At 61.0% G+C, this 21175-nt stretch carries 17 protein-coding genes and 2 pseudogenes; 10 read left to right on the top strand and 9 right to left on the bottom strand.

Features of this window, described 5'->3' with window-relative positions; genetic code table 11:
- Positions 1-24 precede the first annotated feature (24 nt).
- The 5 genes from BSG20_RS10815 to BSG20_RS10795 all read right to left on the bottom strand — a co-directional run bounded on the left by BSG20_RS10815 (position 25) and on the right by BSG20_RS10795 (position 4787).
- Positions 25-2616, bottom strand: coding sequence for an AAA family ATPase (locus tag BSG20_RS10815; protein ID WP_072375051.1), 2592 nt, complete (start codon positions 2614-2616; stop codon positions 25-27).
- 57 nt (positions 2617-2673) lie between these two features.
- Positions 2674-2949 (bottom strand): hypothetical protein, encoded by a 276-nt coding sequence (locus tag BSG20_RS10810; RefSeq protein ID WP_072375054.1) that lies wholly within the window; start codon positions 2947-2949, stop codon positions 2674-2676.
- A 91-nt stretch (positions 2950-3040) separates the two neighbouring features.
- Positions 3041-3655 carry a hypothetical protein gene (locus BSG20_RS10805; protein WP_072375057.1) on the bottom strand — a complete coding sequence of 205 codons (615 nt, stop codon included), beginning with the start codon at positions 3653-3655 and terminating at the stop codon, positions 3041-3043.
- 1 nt (position 3656) lies between these two features.
- Positions 3657-3845 (bottom strand): helix-turn-helix transcriptional regulator, encoded by a 189-nt coding sequence (locus BSG20_RS10800; protein ID WP_072375060.1) that lies wholly within the window; start codon positions 3843-3845, stop codon positions 3657-3659.
- A 609-nt stretch (positions 3846-4454) separates the two neighbouring features.
- Positions 4455-4787 carry a hypothetical protein gene (locus BSG20_RS10795; RefSeq protein ID WP_072375063.1) on the bottom strand — a complete coding sequence of 111 codons (333 nt, stop codon included), beginning with the start codon at positions 4785-4787 and terminating at the stop codon, positions 4455-4457.
- A 356-nt stretch (positions 4788-5143) separates the two neighbouring features.
- Between BSG20_RS10795 and purU the strand changes: the two genes are divergently transcribed.
- The 9 genes and pseudogenes from purU to BSG20_RS10750 all read left to right on the top strand — a co-directional run bounded on the left by purU (position 5144) and on the right by BSG20_RS10750 (position 16835).
- Positions 5144-6028: a formyltetrahydrofolate deformylase gene (gene purU, locus BSG20_RS10790; protein WP_072375065.1), complete on the top strand. Its 885-nt coding sequence runs from the start codon at positions 5144-5146 to the stop codon at positions 6026-6028.
- A 109-nt stretch (positions 6029-6137) separates the two neighbouring features.
- Positions 6138-9068 carry an aminotransferase gene (locus BSG20_RS10785; RefSeq protein WP_072375068.1) on the top strand — a complete coding sequence of 977 codons (2931 nt, stop codon included), beginning with the start codon at positions 6138-6140 and terminating at the stop codon, positions 9066-9068.
- Between the two features lie 520 nt (positions 9069-9588).
- Positions 9589-9783 (top strand): hypothetical protein, encoded by a 195-nt coding sequence (locus tag BSG20_RS10780; protein ID WP_007529092.1) that lies wholly within the window; start codon positions 9589-9591, stop codon positions 9781-9783.
- A gap of 120 nt (positions 9784-9903) precedes the next feature.
- Positions 9904-10935, top strand: coding sequence for a P1 family peptidase (locus BSG20_RS10775; RefSeq protein WP_072375071.1), 1032 nt, complete (start codon positions 9904-9906; stop codon positions 10933-10935).
- An 18-nt stretch (positions 10936-10953) separates the two neighbouring features.
- A pseudogene (locus BSG20_RS10770) lies at positions 10954-11873 on the top strand (LysR family transcriptional regulator).
- 146 nt (positions 11874-12019) lie between these two features.
- Positions 12020-13549: an ABC transporter substrate-binding protein gene (locus tag BSG20_RS10765; RefSeq protein WP_072375074.1), complete on the top strand. Its 1530-nt coding sequence runs from the start codon at positions 12020-12022 to the stop codon at positions 13547-13549.
- A 47-nt stretch (positions 13550-13596) separates the two neighbouring features.
- Positions 13597-14544 carry an ABC transporter permease gene (locus tag BSG20_RS10760; RefSeq protein WP_072375077.1) on the top strand — a complete coding sequence of 316 codons (948 nt, stop codon included), beginning with the start codon at positions 13597-13599 and terminating at the stop codon, positions 14542-14544.
- Between the two features lies 1 nt (position 14545).
- Complete coding sequence (locus BSG20_RS10755; protein ID WP_072375080.1) at positions 14546-15436, top strand: ABC transporter permease; 891 nt, start codon at positions 14546-14548, stop codon at positions 15434-15436.
- Positions 15437-15443: 7 nt separating this feature from the next.
- A complete protein-coding gene (locus BSG20_RS10750) occupies positions 15444-16835 on the top strand; it encodes an amidase (protein WP_072375083.1) in 1392 nt (463 codons plus the stop codon).
- Here the strand turns inward: BSG20_RS10750 and BSG20_RS10745 are convergent.
- The 3 genes and pseudogenes from BSG20_RS10745 to BSG20_RS10735 all read right to left on the bottom strand — a co-directional run bounded on the left by BSG20_RS10745 (position 16804) and on the right by BSG20_RS10735 (position 19551).
- Positions 16804-17685, bottom strand: coding sequence for a C40 family peptidase (locus BSG20_RS10745; RefSeq protein WP_072375086.1), 882 nt, complete (start codon positions 17683-17685; stop codon positions 16804-16806). The genes BSG20_RS10750 and BSG20_RS10745 overlap by 32 nt on opposite strands.
- A gap of 10 nt (positions 17686-17695) precedes the next feature.
- Positions 17696-18045 (bottom strand): annotated as a pseudogene (locus BSG20_RS10740) (MarR family transcriptional regulator).
- Positions 18046-18162: 117 nt separating this feature from the next.
- Positions 18163-19551, bottom strand: coding sequence for a leucyl aminopeptidase family protein (locus tag BSG20_RS10735; RefSeq protein WP_072375088.1), 1389 nt, complete (start codon positions 19549-19551; stop codon positions 18163-18165).
- A gap of 141 nt (positions 19552-19692) precedes the next feature.
- Here BSG20_RS10735 and BSG20_RS10730 point away from each other — a divergent pair, with 141 nt between their 5' ends.
- The gene (locus tag BSG20_RS10730) at positions 19693-20523 is read left to right on the top strand and encodes a tetratricopeptide repeat protein (RefSeq protein ID WP_072375090.1); all 831 of its coding nucleotides are present in this window, start codon (positions 19693-19695) and stop codon (positions 20521-20523) included.
- A 2-nt stretch (positions 20524-20525) separates the two neighbouring features.
- Here BSG20_RS10730 and BSG20_RS10725 read toward each other — a convergent pair whose 3' ends face one another.
- Positions 20526-21158, bottom strand: coding sequence for a LysE family translocator (locus BSG20_RS10725; protein WP_072375093.1), 633 nt, complete (start codon positions 21156-21158; stop codon positions 20526-20528).
- Between the last annotated feature and the right edge of the window lie 17 nt (positions 21159-21175).

The raw sequence follows: 21175 nt of genomic DNA, 5'->3' as shown, positions 1-21175 counted from the left end.
CCACGTGCGACCCACGATGCCTAATTAACCTGAACCGGGCGCCTCTGGCTTATCGCCAGTGGTCGCGCTGTTTTCCGGCTCTGCTTCGTGGCTTTCGAACCAGTTCTCGGGCTTCTTGTCCGGACAATCTGTCCTAAGTGACCAACGTCCTTGGGCGTCCTTTCGGACAAATCCCGCTGTCTTCATCCGCTTCAATCGCTGAAGTACGGTGTTGTCCGATACGCTTGGGCCGAGAGCCTGGCGGATATCCTGAACGCTGAAGGCTTCGCCGGGGTCGCCCATGTCGGCCATCGCGGCCATGACTTCGCGTTGCGGTTCAGTCGGTGCGGACCCGCGCTGTGCTTTCTCTGCCGATACCCTGGCAACGCAGGAGGAAGCCTCTCTGTGATCACCGCCGCCAAGCTTGACGGTTTCGAGCGTGAAGGCGCGTGAAAAACTGCCGTCCATATCGCGCTGCTTTGTCGTGGTGATGGTGCCGCCGGTTGCGCTTTCCTCGTCGGTCTTCCGCAATTCAATTTCCGTATCGGTCGCCGCGCGCAATGCCGAGCTTCCTCGAGCGCCCTTCGTCTCGTCCTTGCCGCTGTGGTGAACGAGCATGACATGGGCGCCGGTCGCCTTCCTGAGATTGTCCAGATGCCCGACGACAACGCTCATGTCTTTGGTGGCGCTCTCGTCGCCGCCGTCCATGCTGCGAGCGAGAGTGTCCACAACGATCAGGCCGATATTTTCTAGGCCATAGGCTCGCGCTTCCGTCAGCAGTTCTTTCGCGTCAGCGTCTGATTTGTAAAAATTGAGTTTCGACCGCAGAAGCACGAAGTCCTTGGCGCCGGGGCGGCCATGGATCTGGTTGAGCGCCAGGACGCGGCCGAGCACGCCGGTGCCGCCTTCTGCCGCGATGTAGAGGACGCCCGTCTTTCTAGTCGCCTGACCTGCCCATTGCCGCCCTTGGGCGATGGCCCATGCCATATCCAGGCAAATGAACGTCTTCCCGACATTCGACGCGCCATAGACGACGGAGAGCGTGCCTTGATCTAGCAATCCATCGATCAGCGGCTCTTTCGGTTCGACCAAGAACGCCCGCTCTATGTCGTCTAGCGACATGAACTCGAACCTTTTCCGTCCAGTCGTCGCCTTGGCCTTGTCTGCGTTTGGCGTGCCGTCAGCGTGCGCGTCGAGCGGGAGTTGCTTATCCTGCGCAGCTATCTCGGCTTCATCATCTTCTATCGGCGAGAAATGCTCCTTGGGTTTCGCGTTCCCCCATGCTCGAGCGATTTCGCGCTCGGATAGTTTTGCCTCGCGATCGTCGTGCGGACCAACTGCATGGTCCCATACCCAAAGTAGTTGAGCGTAGTCGTTGACGTCGAATTCGACACTGCCCTTTTCTGTCAACCAGCGAAGCCAGCCAGCAAGAGCAAAGCGGCCGCCCGAATAACTATCGTCGTTGCCATTGTGCTCGCCGCTGTCCCACAACTTGGCCAACTTCTTGAAGTGCCCGCGGGCATCGTTGAACCTGTCCTGAAGATCGGCCGGCAGATCCTCGTAGCGACCGGCGTGTAGCAGGCTTTGATCGAGATCGCGTTCGGCCTCCGCAATGGCACCGCTTTTGTCTTCCTTCGCCGCGGCGGCATAGGCAGGGTATTGGCTATCGACGTCCGCCAGCGAGTAGCGCGACGGGTTCGTGAAAAGGAGTTCAGACTTTCTCGCAACGCGGCCCTTGGACAGCTTGATAGCGTTCGGGATGTTCGTAGTGCCCGGCAACCGCATAACGCGGCAGATGTCCTGCACCGGGTCGCCGTCCAGCGCATGGGCGATGCCTCGTCCGATGTCCTTGGCTTGCTGCACCCACACCGCTGGGTCCAGCTTTTCACGCATTTGCCAAAACGACTGCACACCGCTTCCGCTGTCGATCGCGAATGTTGGCGGGACGGGCCCGGCCGCAAGGTTGTCTACCTGTCGCCGGAGACGCACTCTTTCACTATCAAGTATGTCGGCCCCGTCCTCAGGATCGACGTCGCAGCATAGAGCGCGAATGGCTCCGATATCCTCCTCGCGCAATTTCTTGTCCGGCGCGCGGGGCCTCGGCTCATTGACACTGAAATAGAGGTTCCATTCGCCCTGGCGCGCGTTGATCCAATCTTCCATCTCTTCCCATTGGCCCGGAGCAAAGGTCTTGCCACGCACCTCCGCATGGGGTTTGCCATCCTTGCCGGTGTACGTCCTTGTCGGGTGAATGGCGGTCAAGTTATGCCAGCCGTCAGGATCGAATTTCTTCAGGAAGGCTATCGCGGTCCTGGTGCCCAATGCTTCCGGGCTTGCAGTCGCGGCGGCGGGCTTGGCAGCGGCCGGCGCGGGCATGGGCGATGCAGGAGCGCTCAAGGTCCCAACCGCAGCGGCCTTGCGCTTGCTGGCCAAATACGCATCCCAGCCTCTGTTGTTGTCGGTTGCGTGCACGAAACGCATTTGACCAACGTCGGCTGTTAATTCCGTCGTGTCCGACTTCGGCGCGGCGCTCATCTTCGGCGGCGGCAAAGGAGCACCCTGGCGGGCCGCATACTGCGCGGCGAAACTACCGTCCGATTGCCTCGATGCACCGGAATTGCTATAGTCTTCAAGCATTACTGGACTACCTTTCGGACCGGTCGAGCCTATCCCGCTCGGCCGGTCTATCGTTTTTCAAGTGTTGTCGACGGCGAGCCGGAGATGATTTCGCTGTTTGAAGCGCGGCCGTCTCGGTGACTGCAGGGCTTGGCGTTGGCGTTCATCTTCGATGACGTTGGTAAGGCTGGCCACGGTTACGTGGATCTTGCCACCGGAAGAAAAGCGGCGTGCGTCGAGCCGGCCATCGACAGCGCAGTCACGCGCCCATGAATAGGAACGCCCTGCGATCTTCGCGGCTTCAGCAAGAGTAAGGAAATTGGCGTCGGCGCCAGAATAAGCATTTGCGGTCATCGCGGCTCCTTTGGAGGTTTTAGAACCGATGCTCGCGCAGGGCCGTGTTCGACTACAGCGAAATCAGCACACGCGGAGACGAACAGGCCGGCTACGCCGCGCGCTTGCCTATCTGTCGGTCGTATTCTGCCAGTCTCTCTATGGCGACCCGTACCGCGGCAAAGAGTGCCGCACGGTCAAGCTCCGGAAGCATGCCGGCCCGCCGTCTAAAATCCTGGTCTGTACGGCGAACCGCTGCACGGTTTACGCCGAGCCGTCGCGCCGCGCGCTCATAGTTCGCGTTGGCTGTGATGGTGCCGTCATAGCGGTCGTACAGCGCTGCAAGCACCACCATTACCACGGCCCACGATATGTCGGTCGTCGGCGCCAACCGCTCCCGCGCCGACGCTTGTCGCTTCGCGTCTTCGCAAATCAGGTCAACGTAATGGTCAAGTACATTCGGGACCTGACGCTTCATCGCGTCGGCGGCTTGCCGTCCTTCGATGCTGGCAATGGCTGGCAACACTAGTTCGTCCCGAACAAGCTCTCTCGGAAGCACCCAGATGCGGCGCTCTCCCCTCAATTCCGCCCAAACGCCAAGGGCCCGAACGTCTTTATTGTCCCACTGCCAAAATGGCATTGCGTCGCGGGCTTCGGCAATCAACCGACGAACGTAATCTCCTATGCGCGAGCCCTTGGGCAGTTCCTTTTTAAGCGGCCTGGTCATGTCAGGCCGCCGCATTGGCGCGTTCGCTCATCCACGCCTCGACGGCGCGCAGAGACCAGCGCGAAGAGGCGCCGAGCTTGATCGGCTTCGGGAACTCGCCGGCCTTGATCATCTGATAGATGCGGCTGTCCTTCAGGCCGATCATATCCTGGACGTCGGCGAGGCGAATAAAACGGTCAGTGGCAGTCATCTTTTGCTCCTGGTTTCCTACGGACCCATATGGCCCGCTATAAGTGCAAAGATAACCGATCTTGCCGCTCGCCAAAAGCGCCAGGAGGCAAAATAGCTTGATATTTCAAAGAGTTAGTGTAATACAACCGACATACAAAGTGGTCCAGCCGATTGATTTCGCGCACCAATTAGGCTGCGATCACGAATTGTTACACGCTTGACGTCGCCGAGCTGTACGGTCCCAAGTCGCCGCCCACCGACGAGCGCAAATTAGTGTTGGTACTATTGTTGGTACTTGCGGCAATGTATGCAGATCTTTTGATTGAATATCAAAAACTTATCTCTTGAATTTACTGCCTCTTCTGGCACCATTCCCTAATAAATGCAAAATGAAAGCCGATACCAACGGCTTCCTATTTCTTCCCCGAAATACGTTACCGGGGCAGGTAATGATGCCCGATCAGGCTGCCGATTGTAGTAACGGCCGCGATCGCGAACCACGAAAAGCGGCCTGTCGCCCCAAGGCGATGGGCCGGTCGCCGCCGCGATCCTGCCGGCGTGATCATCGCCGGGCCTGGGGGTGGATATCGACCACCTGATTGCGCGCCATTTTGGCCGAGGAGCCCAATCAGCGGACCGGCTGATAGTGTCCGCGTAGCGGCACCTGCGTGCCGGTGCTCTCCACGCCGTCACGATCGCAGACGTAGACAAGGGTCGGCAGCCCGCCAGTACGGAAGATCTTGTCGTATCCGCGGCGAAGTGGCCGCGTCTCCGTCCGGCAATTATATTGTTCCTCGTCCTTTGGATCCGGCTGCGCCTTGACCCCCGGCAGGTTTGCGTAGGGATATGCCGAGTGGGCCTGGGTTTCGCCAGCACGCCGCCAGTCCGTGGCGTAGCTTGCTCCGGGCGCTAGGCTTGCGCCGGCTGCCGTGGCTATCAACAACACTTGTGCGAACCGCATCTCGTCGCCTTGCCGGATTTCTGGACTTCATCTTCTCCCACGGATGTAGGCGCGGCGGCGATCCACATCAAGCAATCGGATCGCTCTGTCGGCCATCATCTCGAAAGCGTGACTTCGACGCGGCAATTTCCCTGCCGTGTGTTGTACGGCGGGGATACGCGTCTTGACGACGCAAGCGGAACGGAGTTTTGCGCGCTCTGCCGTAAGTTGGTCGCAACGGGGAGACGCGAGAGCGTGCAAGCTTCTGACGGTTTCTCCTGCCGATAGTTGCACGAATGAAGGCACGGTGGTCTATCCGTGACTTTCGCTATGATCTAAGCAGGCCGGCCAGCAGGCGCCGCAAGAAGGACGGACACATGACGAGCTATGTATTGACGGTGACGTGCAAGTCGACGCGGGGGATCGTGGCAGCGATCGCGAACTATCTGGCGGATCAGGGCTGCAACATCGTCGATTCGTCGCAGTTCGACGACCTCGATACCGGCAGGTTCTTCACCCGTGTCAGCTTCATTTCCGAAGAAGGTGTGGGCCTTGGGGCGCTGAAAGAAGGCTTCAAGCCGGTCGCCGAGAAATTCGAGATGGATGCTGAAATCCATGATGGCGCCAGCCGCATGAAGGTGCTTCTGATGGTGTCCCGCTTCGGCCACTGTTTGAATGACCTGCTCTACCGCTGGAAGATCGGTGCGCTGTCGATCGATATCGTCGGCGTGGTGTCCAATCACTTCGACTATCAGAAGGTCGTCGTAAATCATGATATCCCGTTCCACCACATCAAGGTGACGAAGGAAAACAAGCCGCAGGCCGAGGCGCAGCTCCTCGATCTCGTGGATCAGACCGGCACCGAGTTGATTGTGCTCGCCCGCTACATGCAGGTTCTTTCCGACGCCATGTGCCGCAAAATGTCGGGCAAGATCATCAACATCCATCACTCCTTCCTGCCGAGCTTCAAGGGTGCCAACCCTTACAAGCAGGCCTATGAGCGCGGCGTGAAACTCATTGGCGCCACGGCCCATTATGTGACGGCGGATCTTGATGAAGGTCCGATCATCGAGCAGGATACTGCCCGCATCACCCACGCTCAGAGCGCCGACGACTATGTCTCTATCGGCCGCGACGTCGAAAGCCAGGTGCTGGCGCGTGCCATCCATGCCCATATCCATCGCCGCGTTTTCCTGAACGGCAACCGCACGATCGTATTCCCCGCAAGCCCGGGCAGCTATGCGTCCGAGCGCATGGGCTGACAGCCGCGGCGGCTTTGCCGTCGAGCGACTGCGATCTCCTCGCTTGCCGGTGGCAAGGATTCGATTATCTGCTTAGTCTGCAGAATCGAATCATGCCGCGGGGGATGCCATGACTGACGAGACGCTTGCCTATCGCGCGACGTTGCCACGCCCGGACGTGACCGCCGCGGAAGCTGGCGACATTCTTCAGTCGCGATATGGCTTGTCGGGAACGATCGCCGAGCTCGGCAGCCAGCAGGATCGCAACTATCGCCTGGATACCGGCGAACAGCGCTATGTGCTCAAGATATGCCACGTGACCTATGAGACGCTGGAACTCGAGGCACAGAACGCAGCGATCCACCACATCTGCACGAAAGAGAATGCGCCGCGCGTTCCACGGGTCATCCCATCGACGGACGGGCAGGACATCGTGGCCGTGAGCGTGCGCGACCAGACCTTTCAGGTTCGGCTGCTGGAGTATCTCGAAGGCGAGGGGCTGACGCATCGCAAGCACTTGCCGAAGGAATCGGTTTCCGCGCTTGGGGGTCTGTGCGCCCGCCTGGCGCAGTCGCTGGCCGATTTCACGCATCCTGGCCTCGATCGCAGCCTGCAATGGGACCTGCGCCGCGCAGGCCCGGTCGCCGTTCAGCTGCTGTCGGCGATCACCGACAGCGCCGCACGCGATCGCATCGCCAAGACGATGGTGGCCGCGGTGCGGCGAATCCAGCCTTTGGCGCCGTCTTTGCGCTTGCAGGCCGTGCATCATGACGTGACGGGTGACAACGTCGTCAGTCATCGCGACAGCCGCGGCCGTCTGGTTCCCGACGGCGTCATCGATTTCGGCGATATCATCCGCGGCTGGCTGATCGGGGATCTCGCGGTCACCTGCGCCTCGCTGCTGCATCAGGCGGATGGCGACCCGCTCTACATTCTTCCGGCGGTGAAGGCCTATCACGAAGTCTATCCGCTCACCGAAGAAGAGCTGCGCGCTCTCTGGCCCCTGGTGGTTGCGCGCGCCGTCATCCTTGTCGCCAGCAGCGAGCAGCAGATTTCGATCGACCCCGAGAACGACTATGTCCGCGGCAATCTCGAGCTCGAGCGCCTGATATTCGACACGGCGGTCTCTGTTCCGTTCGAACTCATGGAGATCGCTGTCCTGAAGGCGGTGGGCATGGAAACGGCCACGCTGCCGACGAAGGACTGGCGTCCGCTGTTTCCCGACATCGACCCGGCGACGATTTCCTTTGTCGATCTCGGTGTCCAGAGCCCGCATTTCGCCGCCGGTAACTGGTCGCAGGCCGACATGGATTGGCGGTTACTTGCCCGCGCGGCGGCCGAGACCGGCACTGCGGCGACACGCTACGGCGAATACAGATTGTCGCGCTCCAAGCTTCACAGTGCCACGCCGTCCGCGACCTTTGCACTGCATTCCGACATTTGCCTCGCCGGTGGCAGCACGGTTGCCGCCCCGTTTGCGGGAAGGGTCAGTTGGAGGAACCACCATTTCATTCTGGCAGGCGAGGGCGTCAACCTTCATCTGGACGGAATTGAGCCCTCGCTTGGGGATGAGGCGGAGGTCGAGCCAGGGCAGGCGCTCGGGACGATCTCCGGTGAAAGCGGATCTCTCGGCGGGCTTCGCGTGCAGCTCTCCACCTTGCAGGGCGCGGAGCCGCCGCTGTTTTGCGGTCCGCAGGAGGCCGTGGCCTGGTCGGAACTGTGCCCGTCGCCGGCGGCCCTTCTCGGCGCTGGCGTCGATGCGCCGAAGCCGGCGTCGGCGGAGTTGTTCGCACTCAGAGAGGCTCATCTCGCAGGGCCGCAGAAGAACTATTACGAGACGCCGCCGCAGATGGAACGCGGTTGGAAAGAGCATATGTTCGATGTCGAGGGGCGCTCCTATCTCGACATGCTCAACAACGTCACCATTCTTGGTCACGGTCATCCGCGCCTGGCCGAGGCGATCAGCGAGCAGTGGCTGCGGCTGAATACCAATTCGCGCTTTCATTATGCCGCGATTGCCGAATTTTCAGAGCGTCTGGCCTCCCTTGCCCCGGAGGGACTGGACGCAGTCTTTCTCGTCAACAGCGGATCGGAGGCCAACGACCTCGCCCTTCGGCTTGCCTGGGCCCACACGGGCGCCAAGCCTATGCTCAGCCTTCTTGAGGCCTATCACGGTTGGTCGGTTGCCAGTGATGCAGTCTCCACGTCGATCGCCGACAATCCGCAGGCTTTGACGACGCGGCCCGACTGGGTGCATGCCGTTCTCTCGCCGAATACATATCGGGGTGCCTTCCGTGGTTCGGAATCAACGACCGGCTACCTGGAAGCGGTGGTTGAGGTCCTTGAAGCCATCGACGCAAAAGGCGAGGGGCTGGCGGGCTTCATTGCCGAACCAGTCTATGGAAATGCCGGCGGCATTTCGCTTCCGGACGGTTACCTTGCGGCGGTTTACGGACAGATCCGGGCCCGTGGCGGCGTCTGCATCGCCGACGAAGTGCAGGTGGGCTACGGACGGCTTGGGCACCATTTCTGGGGCTTCGAGCAGCAGGGTGGTGCCGTCCCCGACATCATTACCATCGCGAAGGGTATGGGAGACGGGCATCCGCTCGGCGCTGTGATCACGACCAGGGCCATCGCCGGTTCGCTGGAGAAGGAAGGCCATTTCTTTTCGTCCACCGGGGGCAGTCCGGTCAGCTGTGTGGCCGGTATGACGGTGCTCGATATCATGGCCGATGAAAGGCTGCAGGAGAACGCGCGCGATGTCGGCGATCACCTCAAGGGTCGTCTGGTGGCGCTGATCGAGCGTCATCCGATCGTCGGCGCCGTGCATGGCATGGGGCTTTATCTCGGCCTCGAACTGGTCCGCGACAGAACGACGCTGGAGCCGGCGACACAGGAGACGGCGGCAATCTGCGGCCGCCTCCTCGATCTCGGCGTCCTAGTGCAGCCGACCGGCGATCACCTCAATGTGTTGAAGATCAAGCCGCCGCTCTGTCTGACAGTCGACAGTGCCGATTTCTTCGTCGACATGCTGGAAAAGGTGCTCTCGGAGGGATGGTAGGCCGTTTGTGGCAACGTTAACCATTTCGGTCATTTCGCGGCTTTGCATTTTTTAATCAAATGCCCCATTGCCGGAATCAGCGGCACTTCCTATGTCTGCTCCGTGATCGAAAGAGAGCTTCGGACCGTCACGCGAATTGCACAAAGACTTGATAGGGTTCTTGCAGTCAATTCGAATATGATGGAATGAAATTTTCCGAATGGTCGATTTTTTGACATGTTTCGGAATATGTTTCTGATCGACTGCGACGTATAGTCTACCAATGAAGTAGATTAATAGCGCAGTCATCGCCGACCCTGGAAAGCCGGGGCCTCAAGCAAGCGCAACGCCAGAGAAAGGAACGAGACATGACGAAAATCGATACTCTCGCCGATTTCCTTGGGCGATCCGTGCTTGGCAATGACCGTCCGGGCGCCCTCTCCCGCCCGAACTGTCGAATGTGACCTTCGTCCACCTTTAACGGAATCAGACAAGTCAATTCGCCATCGCCAGCGCATACCGCGCGGCAGGAGTTCTACGCATGAAAAAAGAAGTAATCGAGTATGCAGGCGTTCCCGTCGGGATCGTCATCCCGGATGAGAACCGGTTGAAGTTCATCGCAGTGAAATTTCACGTCCACGATCTGGACGAGCAGCATTTCAGCTCGCCGGCAGAAGTAAAGCTCGCGATCCATGATCTGATGACGCGTCGTCACCCGAAGCCCATTCATGCCTGAGGGCATGAAGCATGGCCTAACCAGCCTTGACAGATTTCAGACCGGTCTTGCCAAAGGTGAGGCCGGTCTTGTCTTTTGATCGCCATTGCGGTCCTATCGCGCGCTCTTGCTCAAACCAGGATGGTGCGGTTGCTGAATCTGATCACCGACATTGAAGGCGTCTCGGTCGGAAACGCGACGGATCTGAAGCTCGGCTCAGGTATAACCGTCATCGTCTTCGACGAACCGGTCACGGCCTCCGGGGTCGTGCTGGGCGGTGCGCCCGGTGGCCGCGACACAGCGCTTCTCGATCCGTCGATGACGGTCGGCGCGGTTGACGCGTTTGTGCTCTCCGGTGGGTCGGCCTTCGGCCTGGACGCCGCGGGCGGCGTCCAGGCAGGTCTACGGGAAGTCGGCCGAGGCTTTCCTGTCGGCGATGTGAAGGTGCCGATCGTTCCCCAGGCAATCCTGATGGACCTGCTGAACGGCGGCGACAAAGACTGGGGTCTGCAGTCGCCCTATCGCGAAATGGGCTATCAAGCTTTCAAGGCGGCGGACAAAGAGCAATTCGCGCTCGGCACCGTCGGTGCGGGCGCGGGCGCAACCACCGCGACCTTCAAAGGGGGGCTCGGTTCGGCAAGCGCCGAAACCAGCACCGGCCTGAAGATCGCGGCGATCGTCGCCGTCAATGCGCTTGGCTCGGCGACGGTGGGCGAGGGGCCGCATTTCTGGTCCGCGCCTTTCGAGCAGAACGGAGAGTTCGGCGGCCTCGGCTTGCCCTCGCCAATCTCGCAGGTCGACACGCACATGCGGCTGAAAGGCATGAGCACCACGGCGACGACGATCGGCGCCATCGTCACCGATGCCGACTTGACCAAGCAGGAGGCGCACCGCCTTGCGATCATGGCACATGACGGCTTCGCCCGCGGTCTGCTGCCGGCGCATCTGCCCCTTGATGGCGACACTGTTTTTGCCGCCTCGACGGGCAGGAAGCAGCGGCCGGATCTGCCTGCATTTCTGGAACTCTGCCATCTCGCCACAATGGTGATGGCACGCGCCATCGCGCGCGGTGTCTACGAGGCCACTGCACTTCCGGTCGTCGGCGCGCAGCAGGCCTGGCGAGATCGCTACCCGGATCGCGTAAGATCGCTTAAACAGGGCGATATTGCCTGAAGCGGCGGAGACCACGAAATGCAGATCCGGGCCCTGATGTATTTCGACGAGCTGGTGCGCACCAACTCCATGCGCCAGGCTGCGGAGAATCTGAACGTTGCGCCGACGGCGATCAGCCGGCAGATCGAGAACCTGGAATATCACTTCGGTGCGCCGCTTGTGGAGCGCAGCGCCCGCGGCGTCAAACTGACGGCGGCGGTGAGTTGCTTGCTGCCCGTGCGGGTCGGACGCTGCGCGAACTCGATCACGTCGGCCAGCTGATCGAGGATCTGAAGGGGCTGCAACGCGGCCGGGTCAGCATCTATGCCAACGGCGCCACGGTCGCCAATCTGCTCGCTCCGGCGCTGGCGGAGTTCAGCTTGAAGTATCCAAAACTGCGCTTCGAAGTCGCGATCACAAGCGCGCGCCATGCGATTGAAGCGGTGAACGGCGCTGAAGCCGATATCGCGGTCACGCTGTTTGCGCCGCCGCTCTCCGGCACGAAGGTACGGTTGCGCTCGGAAATCGCCTATGACCTGATCGTCGCGCCAACGCATCCTGCTGCGGATCGGGCCGAAATCCAGCTGAAGGATATCGCCGAGTATTCGCTGGCGCTTCCCGATCAGTCCTTCAGCTTCCGGCAGGCCTTCGATGCACGCATTGAGAAGGAGGGCTTGAATGTCGAACCTGTGTTCGTCACGAGCTCGCTCGAAATGCTCAAGGAACTGGTTTTGAGCGACGCCGCAGTTACCTTGCTGCCGGCACTGACCGTGCGCCGCGAAGTCGAGGCGGGCCACCTCCGCGCCATTCCGCTGGCTGGAAAAAACGCGATACGCACCTATGTCGATCTCTGCGTCGCTCCTGATCGCCAGCTTTCCTTTGCGGCCACAAAGCTGGTCGATTTCATTGAACGGTTTATGCGCGAGCGCGCAGACGCAAGACCGCGAGCAAAAGATTAGTCCCTGGGCTTGCTCGGACCGCATCTTCGAGTGTAGCACTTTCGGCTACGCCGAGAACACATAATCGTCATTGTGTGTGCACTCCGGGAATGACACTTTAGCTCGCAAAGGTCGAGGCTACGGCAGCGGCCAGACAGGGGAACACAATGATGAAGGTTTGGCTGGCGCCGTCGGCACGGCTGGTTCGGCGACTTTCGCTCGGGGCGGCCGTTTCTGTCGGTTTCGTTTTCTTTGGGCTCACCCCGGCGGAAGCGGCCAAAACCACACTGACCCTCGGCATGACCGTGGAACCGACCGGTTTGGATCCGACGATCGCAGCCCCTGTCGCGATCGGGCAGGTGACCTGGCAGAATATCTTCGAAGGCCTTGTCGCGATTGATGAGGCCGGCAAGGTCCAGCCGCAACTCGCCAAGAGCTGGGAAGTCTCCCCTGATGGTCTCGTCTATACCTTCAAGCTACAATCCGGCGTCAAATTTCACGATGGCGAGGCTTTCGATTCGGCTGCGGCGAAGTTCGCGCTTGATCGTGCCCGCGGTGCCGACTCGGTAAACCCGCAGAAGCGTTTCTTCACCTCGATCGCTTCCATCGAGACCCCCGACCCGGAAACGCTCGTGCTGCGCCTCTCCGCACCGACAGGCAGTCTCCTCTATTGGCTTGGCTGGCCCGCCTCGGTCATGGTGGCGCCGAATTCCGCCGCCGATGACAAGACGAATCCCATCGGCACAGGACCGTTCAAGTTTGTGAACTGGGCCAAGGGCGACAAGGTCGAACTCGAAAAGAACGTCGACTATTGGAACAAGGACGTTTCGGTAAAGCTCGAGAAGGTGACCTTCCGCTTTATTGCCGATCCGCAGGCCCAGGCCGCGGCGCTGAAGTCTGGCGATGTCGACGCCATTCCCGAGTTCGCGGCGCCCGAGCTGATGAGTTCGTTTGACGGTGATGCGAAGCTTGCGACCAGGATCGGCAATACCGAGCTCAAGGTCGTGGCCGGGATGAACAACGACAGGAAGCCGTTCGACGACAAGCGCGTGCGACAGGCCCTGATGATGGCGATTGATCGGAAGACGGTCATCGACGGTGCCTGGTCAGGCCTCGGCACGCCGATCGGCAGCCACTACACGCCGAACGACCCCGGCTACGTCGATCTCACCGGCGTTCTGCCCTACGATCCTGAAAAGGCCAAGGCGCTGCTTGCCGAAGCCGGCTATCCCAGTGGTTTCACCTTCACGATCAAGTCGCCGCAAATGGCCTATGCGCCGCGCAGCGCCCAGGTCATGCAGGCGATGCTGGCCGAAATCGGGGTGACGATGAACATCGAGCCGACCGAGTTTCCGGCCAAATGGGTGCAGGACGTCATGAAGGACCGCGCCTACGATATGACGATCGTCGCACATGCCGAGCCGCTCGACATCGACATCTACGCGCGCGATCCGTACTACTTCAATTACAAGAATCCGGCGTTCGACGACCTGATGAAGAGGGTGCAGGAGACCTCGGATCCCGCGACGCAAGCCCAGATCTACGGGGAGGCCCAGAAGGTTCTGGCCGAGGATGTGCCGGCGCTCTATCTCTTCGTCATGCCCAAGCTCGGCGTCTGGGACAAGAAGCTGAAGGGTCTCTGGGATAACGAGCCGATTCCCTCGAACGTCCTCACGAACGTCTCCTGGGAAGACTGATTGCGGATGGATGACATGGCGGGGCGGCGAACAATACCGGACGTGAAATGATAGCGCTTCTGTTCCGTCGCCTCGCCGGTCTCATCGTCACGCTCGCCGTCGTTTCACTGCTGATCTTTGCAGTGATGGATCTTCTGCCGGGCGATCCGGCCTCCATCATGCTCGGCACATCGGCTTCCCCGGAAACGCTTGCAACCCTCCGTCACGAGCTTGGTGTCGATCAGCCTCTCCTTTGGCGCTATGGCGAGTGGCTCGTCGGCGTATTTCGCGGCAATCTCGGCCAATCCTATACATATGGGGTGCCGGTTGCCGGCTTGATCCTTGAACGGTTGGCGGTCACGCTGCCTCTGGCGCTGTTGGCGATCGCTCTCTCCGTCGCCGTCGCCATCCCTCTGGGTGTCCTTGCGGCGTCTCATCGAGGCGGGCTGCCGGACGTTGTCGCTTCGATGTTTTCGCAGATAGGCATCGCTGTCCCGGGCTTCTGGGTGGCGTTGCTGCTGATCATGCTGTTTTCAACGACGCTCGGCTGGATGCCGGCCGGGGGATTCCCGGGATGGAGTTCCGGCATCTGGTCGGCTCTCAAAGCGCTTGTCATGCCCGCAGTGGCGCTTGCATTACCACAGGCGGCCGTCTTGGTACGGGTCACGCGTTCGGCCGTCCTGGAGACCATGCATGAGGATTTCACGCGCACGGCGCTTGCCAAGGGACTGTCGAAGCAGCGAGTCTTATGGCGCCACTCGGTGCCGAATGCCCTCGTTCCTGTTTTGACGATCCTGGGGCTGCAGTTCACCTTCCTGGTTGCGGGAGCGGTTCTGGTCGAAAACGTCTTCAATCTTCCTGGCCTCGGGCGTCTTGCCTACCAGGCGCTGTCGCAGCGTGACATCATCGTCATGCAGGATGTCGTGCTGTTTTTTGCCGGACTCGTCATCGTCATGAACTTCATCGTCGATCTCTCCTACCTGGCGATCGATCCGCGCCTGCGAAAGGGCGTCTGACATGGCGCCGGTCGCATCCAATCAAGCGATCATTCGGCGCCGGCAATTCGAAATTAGCCGGAGAATGAATCTGATCGTTGGCGGCAGTATCATCGCGCTGCTCATTGCCGTGGCTTTGTTGTCGCTGGTTTGGACGCCGCTGCCACCCGCGAAGATGCAGATCATTCACAAGCTGCAGCTGCCTCTTGCCTTCGGCATTCTCGGCACGGACCAGTTTGGGCGGGATGTCCTCTCTATGATGATGGTCGGCTGCTGGAACTCGCTTTCGATCGCCATCGCAGCCGTTGCGATCGGCGGCATGCTCGGTTCGTTTGCCGGCATTTCGGCGGCTGCGGTACGGGGAACCTACGAAGCTCTGCTGATGCGCGCCTGCGATGTCGTCTTTGCGCTGCCGCCGATTCTTTCGGCAATGATGCTGGGCGCCTTTCTCGGTCCGGGTCGGCTCACCGCCATCATTGCCATCGCAACCTTCATGATCCCCGTCTTTGCTCGCATCACGCTCGCCACAGCGCTCCAGGCCTGGAGCCGGGACTATGTGCTGGCGGCCCACGCAATCGGGAACAGCCGCTTTGCGATCTCAGTCCGTCATGTGCTGCCGAACATCATGAGCCAGATCATCGTCCAGGCGACGATCCAACTGGGGTTGGCGGTGTTGACAGAGGCCGGGCTCAGCTTCCTTGGCCTCGGCATTGCGCCGCCTGCGCCGACATGGGGTCGTATGCTTGCCGACGCACAGACCTACCTTGCGCTTGCGCCGTGGCTGGCAATCCTTCCTGGCCTTGCCATCGCGCTCTGCGTCCTCGGCTTCAACATGCTCGGCGACGGCCTGGGCGACTTGCTCGACCCGCGCGAGGCGAGCCGCGTTCGTCTTAGAAACCACACGCCCGGATGACAATGCCATGTCCGAAACCGATTTAACGATCCGCGAATTGAGGCAGCGCTTCGCCGATCGCAGCCTATCCCCGCATGAGTACTGGCTGGCGCTGGAGCGACACATCGAAGCGTGGGAGCCCAGCATTTGCGCCCTCTATGCCTATGATCCAGAGGCGGCGCGCAAGCAGGCGCAAGCTTCGACCGACCGATGGATGAAAGGCACGGCGCTTGGCATGCTCGATGGTATCCCGGCGACGCTGAAGGAGCTGATTGCTACCAAAGGTCAGCCGGTGCCGCTCGGGACCAGAGCGATTGAGTTGCTGCCTGCGACCGAGGATGCCCCCGCCGCCGCAAGGCTGCGCGAGGACGGCTCGGTGCTCTTTGCAAAGACCACCTGCCCGGACTATGGGATGCTCTCCTCAGGTCTTTCGAGCTTCCATCCTCTGAGCCGAAATCCCTGGGACATGACGCAGAATCCTGGAGGCTCGAGTGCCGGCGCGTCTGCTGCCGCAGCTGCGGGTTACGGGCCCCTGCACGTCGGTACCGATATCGGCGGCTCGGTGCGTCTGCCGGCAGGCTGGACAGGCATCTTTGGTTTCAAGCCGAGCCATGGCCGCATTCCGGTCGATCCGTTCTATGTCGGCCGCTGTGCGGGGCCGATGACGCGCACGGTTGAGGATGCGGCCTTTGCGATGGCGACACTTTCGCGCCCGGACTGGCGCGATGGCACCAGTCTGCCCCCGAACGATTTCGATTGGATGGATCTCGGGATCGACGTACGCGGACTGAAGATAGGGCTTATGCTGGACGCCGGATGCGGTCTCGCGGTTGACGACGAGGTGCAGGCGTCGGTCGAGGCGGCGGGTCAGCGATTTGAAGATGCCGGCGCGATTGTCATCCCGGTTCAGCCCGTTCTGACGCGGGAGATGCTGGACGGCCTGGACACGTTCTGGCGTTCCCGCTTCTGGGGCGATATCGAGAACCTGAGCCAAGAGCGTCGCAACAGCATCCTGCCCTACATTTACACGTGGGCCGAGGGCGGCGCGTCGATCAGCGGCGCCGATGCCGTCAGGGGGTTCAATCAGACGATCGAGATGCGCAAGAGCTGCGGCAGGCTGTTTACGAAGGTCGACGCTGTGATTTCGCCGACCAACCCCATCGTTTCCTATCCCGCCGAATGGGCGTCCCCGACGAACGATCCGGCACGCCCCTTTGAACACATTTGCTTCACGGTGCCCTGGAACATGTCCGAGCAGCCCGCTTCATCGATCAATTGCGGTTTTTCACGATCCGGAATGCCGATCGGACTGCAGATCGTTGGCCCGCGCTTTGACGATATGCGTGTCCTGAGGCTGTCGAGGGCTTTCGAGAGCTGGACAGGCGGGATCAGGTCATGGCCGAAGCCGCCGGCCGGGTGAGCGGGCGACGATAACCTGTCGGCTGCTCGTAAAGCCAGCCGATGCGCTTGATCGCGTCCTCGAGGTTTTCGCGCGCGACCGTCATCGTATGGCCGTTGGCGTGAATAATCGTTTCCGGATCTTCAAGGACGGCAACGTGCCCCTTCCAGAAAACCAGGTCGCCGCGGCGCAGCTCGGACCGGTGGATCGGCTCCCCGAGGGTTGCCGCCTGCATGTCGGTGTCGCGCTGCGCGCTGCGTCCCGTCATCAGCATTGAAAGCTGGACAAGGCCTGAACAGTCGATGCCAAGTCCGGAGCGACCGCCCCAGAGATAGGGGGTTTCAAGGAACCGGCTTGCCACCTCGACATAGTCGCCGCCTTCGCCTTCGCCGATCGGCTGCAGATGCTTGGCAAAAATCGCTGTGCCGTCTTCCAGCATCGCATAGCGGTTGCCGCGCGTATCGGCCTCGCCGACAATCCGAACTCTGCTGCCCATGGATAGAATGGCCTTGCATGGTTTGCGCAGCTCCGCCTCCTGATAAAGGAACGTCCGCTGGACCGTGACGATATGTGTCGGCGTCGCAAGCGCGTCTGAAAGCGCGGTCTCCGGCAGATAGCCGACATAGCCATCAGAAGCGGCTTTGACCCAGCACCAACCGTTTGCGCGGTCGAACACCGTGACGTCCTCGCCAAGGAGCAGTTCGGTATCGATCCCCTTGGCAAGGTCGGGCGCGGGCCTGAGCCCGATGACCGGCACGGCTACCTGCGCCGGCGCACCGGCAACGAAGCGCAGGGCATCGACGCGACCCTCAAGCCCTGCTTCTGCAAGGTCCGCTCGGTAGGCATGCAGGCGGCGGTCGAGCATCGTCATTCTATCCCTTTCACGGTGTCAGGCGGCGACCCTGGTCACGCACGAGATCACCAAGCTTTTCCAGATAGAGCGCACCTCCCACGGTGCGCTTTATCACGACGTTTCGCCGGTCCCGTTCGTCGCGCAGCGGTCAACCAGACCCAATTCGCCCATCGTATCCAGTGCCCGGGTGATGACAGGCTTGGTCACGTTGAGCGTCGCCGCCAGACCGCGCACGGTGTGTGGCGGCGGCACGAGATAGATATGCAGCAGGATGGCCATCTGGCGCAACGTCAAATCGCGATCGTCGAGCCTAACCTGATCGAGCGTCACACCATGCCACAGGCCCAATGCCTGCGAAGCCGTCAGTTCGATCGGCATGGGTCCTCCGGAAAACTCGTTACGTCTGCGTTCCATTTTCCGGCAGTGCACCGTGCGACGCAATGGGCGACAGATTATGTCGCCCGTCACGGTGAATAGAATTTTAATGATCGGCGTTCAACGCACGCTCTGCCGGATGTGATGGTAGAGCGCGCGAATTGCCTGCGCCTCGCCACCGCCGGGGGAGTGAGGTCTTTCTGAAGGCGCCCAGCCGTAGATATCGAAATGCGCCCAGCTCGTGGTGTCGGAGACGAAGCGCTTGAGAAACAAGGCGGCCGTGATCGCACCAGCCATGCCACCGGCCGGGGCATTGGTAATATCGGCAAACTTGGCGCGGATATCCTTTTCATAGCCGCCATAGAGCGGCAGTCGCCACAATGGGTCGTCCGTCTCAAGGCTTGCTTCGGTCAGGTCCTGAGCAAGTTCACCGTCATCGGTAAAGAAGGGCGGCAAATCGGGACCGAGGGCCACACGGGCAGCACCCGTCAGCGTCGCCATGTCGATCAGCAGGTCAGGCGCATCCTCATCCGCATAGGCAAGGGCATCAGCCAGGATCAAGCGGCCTTCGGCGTCGGTATTGTCGATCTGCACCGTCAGCCCCTTGCGGCTCCGGTAGATGTCGCCTGGACGGAAGGCATTGGCTGAGATCGAGTTTTCGACCACAGGAATGATCACCCTGAGATCGACCTTGAGCTTGGCGTCCATGATCATCAACGCGAGGCCCATGACGTTTGCCGCGCCGCCCATGTCCTTCTTCATCAGCAGCATCGACGATGCCGGCTTGATGTCGAGGCCGCCGGTGTCGAAGCAGACGCCCTTGCCGACGAGCGTGATCTTGCGGTGGCCCTTCTTGCCCCAACGCAACTCGAGCAGGCGCGGTGCATCGGCGCTTGCGCGGCCGACGGTGTGGACAAGCGGGAAGTTCTGCCGGAGGTCGTCGCCGCTGACGACATTGATCTCGGCCTTGTAGTGGGCAGCCAGGCCACGGAAGGCGGCTTCCAGCTCGTTCGGCCCCATGTCGTTGGTGGGCGTATTGATCAGGTCGCGTGCCAGGAAGACGCCCGCCAGTTGCCGCTTGATATCCGCTCCGTCGGCATCGCGCGGGATCATCAGCGTCGGAGCCGAAGACTTCTCCGACTTGTACCGGTCGAAGCGATAGCTGCCGAGGCCGAAGCCTAGAGAGAGGCGGTTTGCCGTCAGCGGCGCTGTTTCGATATGCCAGTCGCCGGCCGGCAGCGTGCGGGCAAGCTTGCCGGTGATGTAGGGTTGTTCGGACGGATTGGTGCCGAGCCCGAACAGTGCGCCGCCGAGATGACCTTCCTCAGTTGGAATGAGCAGCAACGAGCCACTATCGGCCTTGTAGCCCGCCTTCTTGGCCCAATCGAGTGCGATCGGGTCGATCGTGCCGGTTTCTATGTGGGCCGGGGTGACGGCAAAGATCGGCAGGGTCGAGCCGCCCTTACTGTTGAACGGGGTCGGTCTCTCGATGAACTGATAGGGTGCCATGTTTATCCTTCGGGGCGTCCGGGAATCACGTCTTAACGGTCTGTTAGGGTTAACAGACTATTGCTGGAGTGAAGATTACGTCAAAACCTTTCCCTGTTCCGCTTTGAGGTCAGACGCCAATTTGGATCTCAGGGACGCACAATGCCTGCTTCGGCCAATACTTTTCTCAAAACCCGTGTTTTTCAGGGCGTTGCGACCGCGCTCGTCATGCTGACACTTGCCGGCTGCACGACGACCAAGGATCGGATGACGACGGGATCCGTGCCGACACTCACCAAGCCGGTCGAAACGATGAATGAAGCCGAGCTGCGCAGCTCGACCGAGCGTGTAGGGCAGACGTACGAAAAGAACCCACGCGATGCCATCAATGGCGTCAACTATGCGAATCTCCTACGGATGCAGGGTCGCGATGCGCAGGCGCTCGCCGTCATGCAGCAGGTTGCAATCGCCAACCCGACCGATCGAAACGTCCTGGCGGCCTACGGAAAGGCGCAGGCGGCGGCCGGTCAATTGCAGCAGGCGCTCGATACGATCGGCCGCGCCCAGACCCCTGACCGTCCGGACTGGAAGCTCACATCGGCGGAAGGCGCGATCCTCGATCAGCTCGAGCGCTCTGCCGAAGCGCGCCAACGCTACCGCGAAGCGCTCGATATCCAGCCGGGCGAGGCCTCAATCCTGTCCAATCTCGGCATGTCCTATGTGCTGACCGGCGACCTCAGGACGGCCGAGACCTATTTGCGCCAGGCCGCAGGGCAGCCCACGGCGGACAGTCGAGTCCGCCAGAATCTCGCTCTCGTCGTCGGCCTTCAGGGTCGGTTCCCCGAGGCGGAAAAGATTGCGCGCGGAGAGCTTTCGCAGCAGCAGGCCGATGCCAACGTCGCCTATCTTCGCTCGATGCTGTCGCAACAGAATTCCTGGCAAAAGCTCGCGGCCAAGGATAGCGGCAGTAGCCCTCCCACCAGCACAAACTGACCTTAGCGGCCGGCCAGCCCCGAGGTGACAAGCTGCACGCCGAGGCCGGCCATGACCGTCCCGGCCAGGCGATCGATCCAGGTCTTCGAAGCGAGGTATAGCCGCCTCGGATGTTTTGCCGAGAATGCGAGCGCCACGACCGTGTACCAACCGGCTTCAACCGCAAAGACGCCAATCGGCAGCGCGAAAACAAGCCCAAGCGGGACCGTCTTCGGCAGCAAGGCTGCAAAAATACTTGCGTAGACGACAATCGTTTTTGGGTTGCTAACCTGTGTCAGGAGAGCCGTGGTAAAGCTTCGGGCGAGTGCCCGATGATCGCTTACCGCATCACCGACGTGGATCGGCTCGCGTGCGCCACGCCAAATTCTGAAGGCGATGTAAACGAGATAGGCTCCCCCAGCCACCTTCAGAGCCAGATAGAGCCATTCGAATTGCGAGAGCAGCGCCGTCAGCCCCGCCAGCGCCAACACGCTGAAGGCAACGCCCCCAATGCCCATCCCGAGCGCCGCCGCAAGCCCGTCCAGGCGTGAACGCGACATCGCAATGCGTGAAACGACGACGAAGCTCGGACCGGGACTCATCGCCCCGATCGACAGGGCCGCAATGATACTCAGGAAGATGCTTGTGGACGACATCGTCGGGCTCCTGCTTG

Origin of the sequence: Rhizobium tibeticum (genome assembly GCF_900110205.1) — a bacterium.
Lineage (GTDB): Bacteria > Pseudomonadota > Alphaproteobacteria > Rhizobiales > Rhizobiaceae > Rhizobium > Rhizobium tibeticum.
This window is presented reverse-complemented; position numbering and strand designations above follow the sequence as displayed.